The organism is Achromobacter sp. UBA5777, assembly GCF_002418565.1.
Taxonomy (GTDB): Bacteria; Pseudomonadota; Gammaproteobacteria; order Burkholderiales; family Burkholderiaceae_B; genus Achromobacter; species Achromobacter animicus.
The window spans coordinates 1-5,654 of record NZ_DIEJ01000250.1 but is presented as its reverse complement, the minus strand read 5'-3'; the positions used below and the strand labels follow the sequence as shown (position 1 = coordinate 5,654).

Below are 5,654 nucleotides of genomic sequence, written 5' to 3'. Positions count from 1 at the left end.
GGCCCCGCCTGCGCCACGCCCGCCGCAACGTCGCGCGTCAAGGCGCCCAGCCGTTGCCAGGCCAGTTCGTGGGCGGGTTCCGCCCGCCGCCAGCGCTCGAAGCGATCGCGTTCGGCGGGGCTGGCGTCTTCACGCAGGCGCGCCCACCAGTCCGCCGCCTGCCGGATGACTTTGGGGTCGATGGCGCCGGCCTCGGGCGCGTGCGGCCGCAGCAGCTTGGCGTTGTCCATGAATTCGAGGGTCAGCCGTACACGGCCGTGTAGCAGTGCACCAGCGCGCGCGCCAGCGACTTCTGCACGGCGTTGGGCGTCAGGCCCAGTTGCTGGCCGATCTCGGCATACGACAGGCCGTCGATCTGCGCCATCAGGAAGATCCGGCGGCTGGCCATCGGCAACGCGTCCAGCAGTTCGCAGACTTCCGCCAGCGCCTCCAGAATCAGCGCGCGGGCCTCGACCGAGGGTTCGACGGCCATGGGCTGCAGCGCCAGCGTCTCGGCGTAGGCCGCTTCCAGCGCGGCGCGGCGCGCCCGGCCAATCAGCAAACGGGTGGCGACGGTGCGCAGGTAGGCGCGCGGTTCATTGAGCGGTTCGCGGAGATTGGCGCGGATCAGGCGCTCGAACGTGTCGTGCGCGAGGTCGGCCGCGTCGGACGCGTTGCCCAGCTTGCGTTGCAACACGCCCCGCAGCCATTGGTGATGGGCCTGATAAACGGACTGCACCTCTGCACGAGAGGCAAACGAGGAGGATGGCATGGCGGTGCGGCCCGGCGTCGCCGCCTGAGAGCAAAGACGAGATGAAAATGATTCGCAATTATAGATGCGGTTTTCGTCTTTGCAAGGCGCTGCCCCACGCGCCCGCCGTCTGGTAGCGCGGCGCCGCTAGTAGTCCATCGGCACGTGGCTCTGCGCGGCGCGTATCTCTTGTATATGGCGTTCGGCTTCCTGACGTTCGACAGCGGGCGGCAGCGCGCGCCAGCTCACCAGGTTGCCCGGCGTCTTCAAGGGCATCCAGCCCAACACGCTGTACAGCGAAATCGCGGTGCCGCCGGTATCGAGCCGCGTCTCGTAATAACCCTGACGATCCGGGACGGTGTCGCCGGGCGTCCAATCCAATTGAGGCATCCAGGTCTCCTCCTGGTGAAGCTTATGTGCAAGGACGCGCGGTCCTTGCAGGGCGGATTCCACCGATCGTATAGCGTCCGGACCGGCTTGTCCCCTGTCAAAAAGACTGAATTTCCAATTCTTGACAGAGGGGAATCCCTAGGCCGCCGGCACGTTTTTGCATTGCTAAAGCGCGAACACAGGCGCTAGCATGCGGCAACGGATTTTTACCCCCGGCGCAGATGCATCGCCCGGGCCCCTCGCGCCACAAGACGGCCATGCCGAAATCGATCTTTCCGCAGTACCCAAGAGATCGGCTGGCCGCCCTGGCAAGCGCCAATTCCCTGCGCGCCATCCGCGAAGGCCTGCTGTGGGCCATGCCCTGCCTGCTGGTCTCCGCCTTGTTCCTGGTGCTGTCCGTTTGCGCACGCCTGTTCGGCCTGCCCGACGGCATTGCCGACCTGCTGGCCGGTCTGCACCGCGCGCTGTCGGGGGTCATCCCGCTGCTGGCCGGCACGGCCATCGGCTACATGCTGTCGATCCGCCACCGGCTTCCGCACCTGCCCACTGCGCTGCTGTGCCTGTGCTTTGTCGCCATCGCCGAAAACCTGCTGGCGCCCTACCCTCGCGCGGCCGCCACGCTCACGTTGTTCATCGCCATCGTCACGCCGATCGCGGCCGTGCCGGCGATGGCCTGGCTGCATCGGCGACGCTGGACGCAACTGGCGCCGGACGGACTGATCGGCGAAAACGTCCGCGACTCGTTGAACATGATCGTGCCGGGTTTGCTGACGGCCGGCCTGGTGATGGCGACGCTGTCGGCGGCGTTGAGCATCCCCGCCGTGGCACAGGTCGACATTCCGCTGAGCCTTGCGTCGCTGGACAGCCCCTACACGTCCGGCGCGCTGGTCGGGGCGCTCAATTCCCTGTTCTGGTTCTTCGGCATCCACGGCGCACAGGCCATGGCGCCCATCATGGACGTGCTGGACCAGGCGACCCGGCTCAACGCCACGAGCGTGGCCGCGGGGTATGAAGGCGTCTATGCGCTGAACGGCACGCTGCTGGGCGCGTTCGTCTTCATTGGCGGCTCCGGCGCAACGCTGTCGCTGGTGGTGGCGATCCTGCTGTTTTCACGCAGCGATTCGCTGCGGGTGCTGGCGGTGGCCAGCATTCCGGTGTCGCTGCTGAACATCAACGAGATCCTGCTGTTCGGCCTGCCGCTCATCCTGAATCCCCGTCTGCTGCTGCCCTTCGTGCTGACGCCCGTGGTCAACGTGCTGGTTGCCGTGGCGGTCGTGCAGCTGGGCTGGCTGGCCCCCGCCACCGTGGCGCTGCCGCTGACATCGCCCGTGCTGTTCAACGCCTACCTGGGCGCGGGCGAAAGCCTGGCGGGAATCGTGCTGCAATGCGCGCTGGTCGCGCTGGGCGCCTGCATCTACGTGCCCTTTCTGCTCGCGCTGGAGCGGCAGCGCCAGGCCGATGCGACGGTGTACTTCAAGTCGCTGGACACCACCTTTCCGCAGTTGCAGGAAGAATCCCTGCTGTATGCCCATGACCCGGTCGCGTCCACCTACGCCACGCGCGCACGCCGCCAGGCCGAGGTCGCGCGCATCCGCGCCATCAGCGAATACGACTTCTATCTGGAGTTCCAGCCGCAGGTATCGACGCGCACGGGGCTATGCACCGGCTGCGAGGCCCTGCTGCGCGCCACCGGCCCCGAAGGCACGCAACAGGCGCCGCTGGAATTTCTGCGCTGGCTGGCGCGGGCGGACCTGATGCGCGAAGTCGATCTCTGGGTGGCGCGGCAGGCGGTGCTGCAATGCCTGGCGTGGCGGGCGCAAGGCTTCACGATGCCGATGACCATCAACGTCACAAGCGGCACGTTGACGGCCCCGGCCTTTCTGGACCGGTTGATCAAAGTGCTGGCGCAGGCGCAGGGCCAGGTCTCGGTCGAGCTCACGGAAGACGCGCTGGTCGAGGACGCCGACGCGCTGCACACGGCTTTTGACCGCCTGCATGACATCGGCGCACGCGTCTATATCGACGACTTCGGCACGGGGTATTCGGCGCTGAGCTACCTGCACCAGTTTCAGATCGACGCGGTCAAGATCGACCGCAGCTTCGTGATGGCGCAGAGCCACGACCGGGGCGCGCTGGTGATGAGCGGCCTGCTGCGATTCTGCGAGGCGCTGAACCTGCAGATCATCGTCGAGGGCGTGGAAACGGAGGGGCAGTTGTCCGCGCTGGCGTCCAGCGCGGAGATCGTCGTGCAGGGCTGGTACTACAGCAAGGCGGTGTCCGGCGAACACATCGTGGACTTCGCGCGCCGGCGGCGGGAGCTCTCCGCCCTGCCGGCGCATCCTGCCAGCGCGGCCGCTACTTGATGCCGATGAAGGGCAGCGCGGCGCCCGGCACCTGGGTGGACGGCAGCACGCCATCCCACTTTTCAACGGCGTTCAGGCTCACCAGATTGGTGTTGGCGGCCAGCGCCTCGGCCTTGGCGCGGATCGACGCCGCTTCGGCTTCGCCGCGCATGCGGATGCCGTCGGCTTCCGCGGTGAACTGCTGACGGCGCGCATCGGCTTCGGCCTTGGCCTTGACCACCTGGATCTCGGCGGTGATCATCGCCGTTTCCTTTTGCTGGCGGGTCGTCTCGATCTGCACCTGCGCCAGCATGCGCTGTTCGATCGAATGCTCGTAGGCCTGCGAAAAGCCCACCTCTTCGATCTGCACGCCCACCACCTGGACCGGCGCCCCTTCCATCGTCTTTAGGACGGCGTTGTTCACGTCCAGGCCCAGCTTCTGCCGTTCCTGGATGGCGCGCACGGCGGTGTACTGGCCAAACACGTTCTTCACCGCGTCCGGCGTCTTGCGCTCCAGTACGCGCATCTGCAGGTTGGCGATGGTGCCGTATTCAGAGTAGAGCTCGGCCACGTGCTCGGAGGGCACACGGTACGTGACGGACACGCGCAGCGTCGCGGGCTGCTGGTCATAGCTGTAGGCCTCGAGCTTTTCGAACACGAAGGTGTGGTCGCGCACGGACACCGTCATCACGTTGTCGATGAACGGCGTCTTGAAATCCAGGCCGGGTTCGGCCACGCGCACGAGCTTGCCGTTGCGCAGCACTACGCCGCGTTCGCCCTGGTCCACCTGGAACCACGATCCGAAGGCGATGAACAGGATCAGCAGGAAGATGAGTGCGGTTCCAATGGCGAATTTCACGTTGCGCGGCTTGACCGCGCCGATCGTCTTGACCATCTGGATATCTGTCGGCTTCATCTTCACTTCCAATCCCTGTCTGTTCTTTTGCGTTTACGGTCCGAGAGCACCGCCGCGATGCCGCGCGCGAGCAGATAGGCGACCACCGCCGCCCCCACCAAGATAAGGAAATACCGCATCGAGCGTCCCCCCCGGGAAAGAAGGACGGGATTCTATCCCGCAGCGGCCGACCCGCCGCAGGCGTGTATCGACGTAATGTGGCGATACGTTTCTGAAAGTTTCTGTCCCAGTGATTCTGCCGGTTTCAGGCGCCGTACCAACGCAATCCCAGCCGCGCAATCGAGTCCGGGTAGTCCCAGAATGCGTGATCCAGCGACTCCATTTCTTCCTGCTCCTGCTCCGTCATCGCGCCGTAGATGTCGTTCAGCTGCACCACCTCGGGCGAGGCCTCGAAACGGTCGATCAGTCCGCGCATGCGCGACAGCACATCCAGCATGTGCACCGCGCCGATCTTGCGCAGCGCCTGCAACGCCAGTTGGCAGGTCTGGTCGCCCCAGTTGCACAGAAACTGCATGAAGCCGCCATTGTTGATGTCGGCCTCCATGCGCCACAAGGCCACGAGTTCCTGGTCGGTTTCCGACAGCCGGTCGAGCTTCCATTCGGCGGCTTGCAGCGCCGCCATGGCCTGTTCGTAGCGCAGATCCCACAGCAGATCGTGCACGTTCAGCATGCCCTCCGGTACAGGTGCGGCCAGCGCAGGCCACACGACGCCATGCCCATCGTCCACCAGTTGCCATTGCGCGCGCGCCTCGGGTGTCGCCTCGTGCAGGCGGATATGCCGGCGGATCGGCTCCTTGACCTCGCGGCCGTCGGCAAGCGTCAAGAGCACGTGCGTATCGGTCAACGTCAGGGAAGCGATGCGGTAGTCAGGCGTGGTCATGCAAGGGTCCGGAAAAACGGGAAAGCGCAAGACGCTACCGGATCGGCGCAGCGCTGTCGAGGCGCGCGCGTTGCCGCTGCGCATCGCGCCGCATCCTGTTACGGCGCGCTGTTCACCCATCTGCTACGTTAACCAGGCATGCGCCGGGGTGTCCTCCGGCGCCTTTGCCGGAGACCGACCATGCCCCGTCCTTCCGAGTCCGCTCCTCTGATCGGAGTGGTCCCGCCGTACATGCTGGACCGGCTTGCGCAGCATACCGATGCNNCGCGCGTCAGCATGCCCGCCGTCAAGACGATGATTATCGATCAGCAGCAACGCAGCCTGCGCGAGATGGCCGAGCAGCCGCCGCGCGCAACGCTGGCGCCTTCGCGCCAGGTGGCGCCAGCCGGCACGCCC

6 protein-coding genes are annotated in these 5,654 nt (G+C 66.0%); 1 reads left to right on the top strand and 5 read right to left on the bottom strand.

Going from position 1 to position 5,654, the window contains the following annotated elements:
• The 3 genes from B3446_RS21420 to B3446_RS21410 all read right to left on the bottom strand — a co-directional run.
• A partial coding sequence (locus tag B3446_RS21420) for a FecR/PupR family sigma factor regulator (protein ID WP_291384786.1) occupies positions 1–230 on the bottom strand: 230 nt, incomplete at its 3' end.
• A gap of 11 nt (positions 231–241) precedes the next feature.
• Positions 242–751, bottom strand: a complete 510-nt coding sequence (locus tag B3446_RS21415) for a sigma-70 family RNA polymerase sigma factor (protein ID WP_191576153.1) — start codon at positions 749–751, stop codon at positions 242–244.
• Positions 752–877: 126 nt separating this feature from the next.
• Positions 878–1,120 carry a hypothetical protein gene (locus B3446_RS21410; RefSeq protein ID WP_191576154.1) on the bottom strand — a complete coding sequence of 81 codons (243 nt, stop codon included), beginning with the start codon at positions 1,118–1,120 and terminating at the stop codon, positions 878–880.
• 257 nt (positions 1,121–1,377) lie between these two features.
• Between B3446_RS21410 and B3446_RS21405 the strand changes: the two genes are divergently transcribed.
• On the top strand, positions 1,378–3,483 hold the full coding sequence (locus tag B3446_RS21405; RefSeq protein WP_291384784.1) for a PTS sugar transporter subunit IIC/EAL domain-containing protein: 2,106 nt from the start codon (positions 1,378–1,380) through the stop codon (positions 3,481–3,483).
• Here B3446_RS21405 and B3446_RS21400 read toward each other — a convergent pair.
• Positions 3,476–4,378 carry a prohibitin family protein gene (locus tag B3446_RS21400; RefSeq protein WP_370632992.1) on the bottom strand — a complete coding sequence of 301 codons (903 nt, stop codon included), beginning with the start codon at positions 4,376–4,378 and terminating at the stop codon, positions 3,476–3,478. The genes B3446_RS21405 and B3446_RS21400 overlap by 8 nt on opposite strands.
• A 244-nt stretch (positions 4,379–4,622) precedes the next feature.
• Complete coding sequence (locus tag B3446_RS21395; protein WP_291384782.1) at positions 4,623–5,258, bottom strand: DMP19 family protein; 636 nt, start codon at positions 5,256–5,258, stop codon at positions 4,623–4,625.
• Positions 5,259–5,654 lie beyond the last annotated feature (396 nt).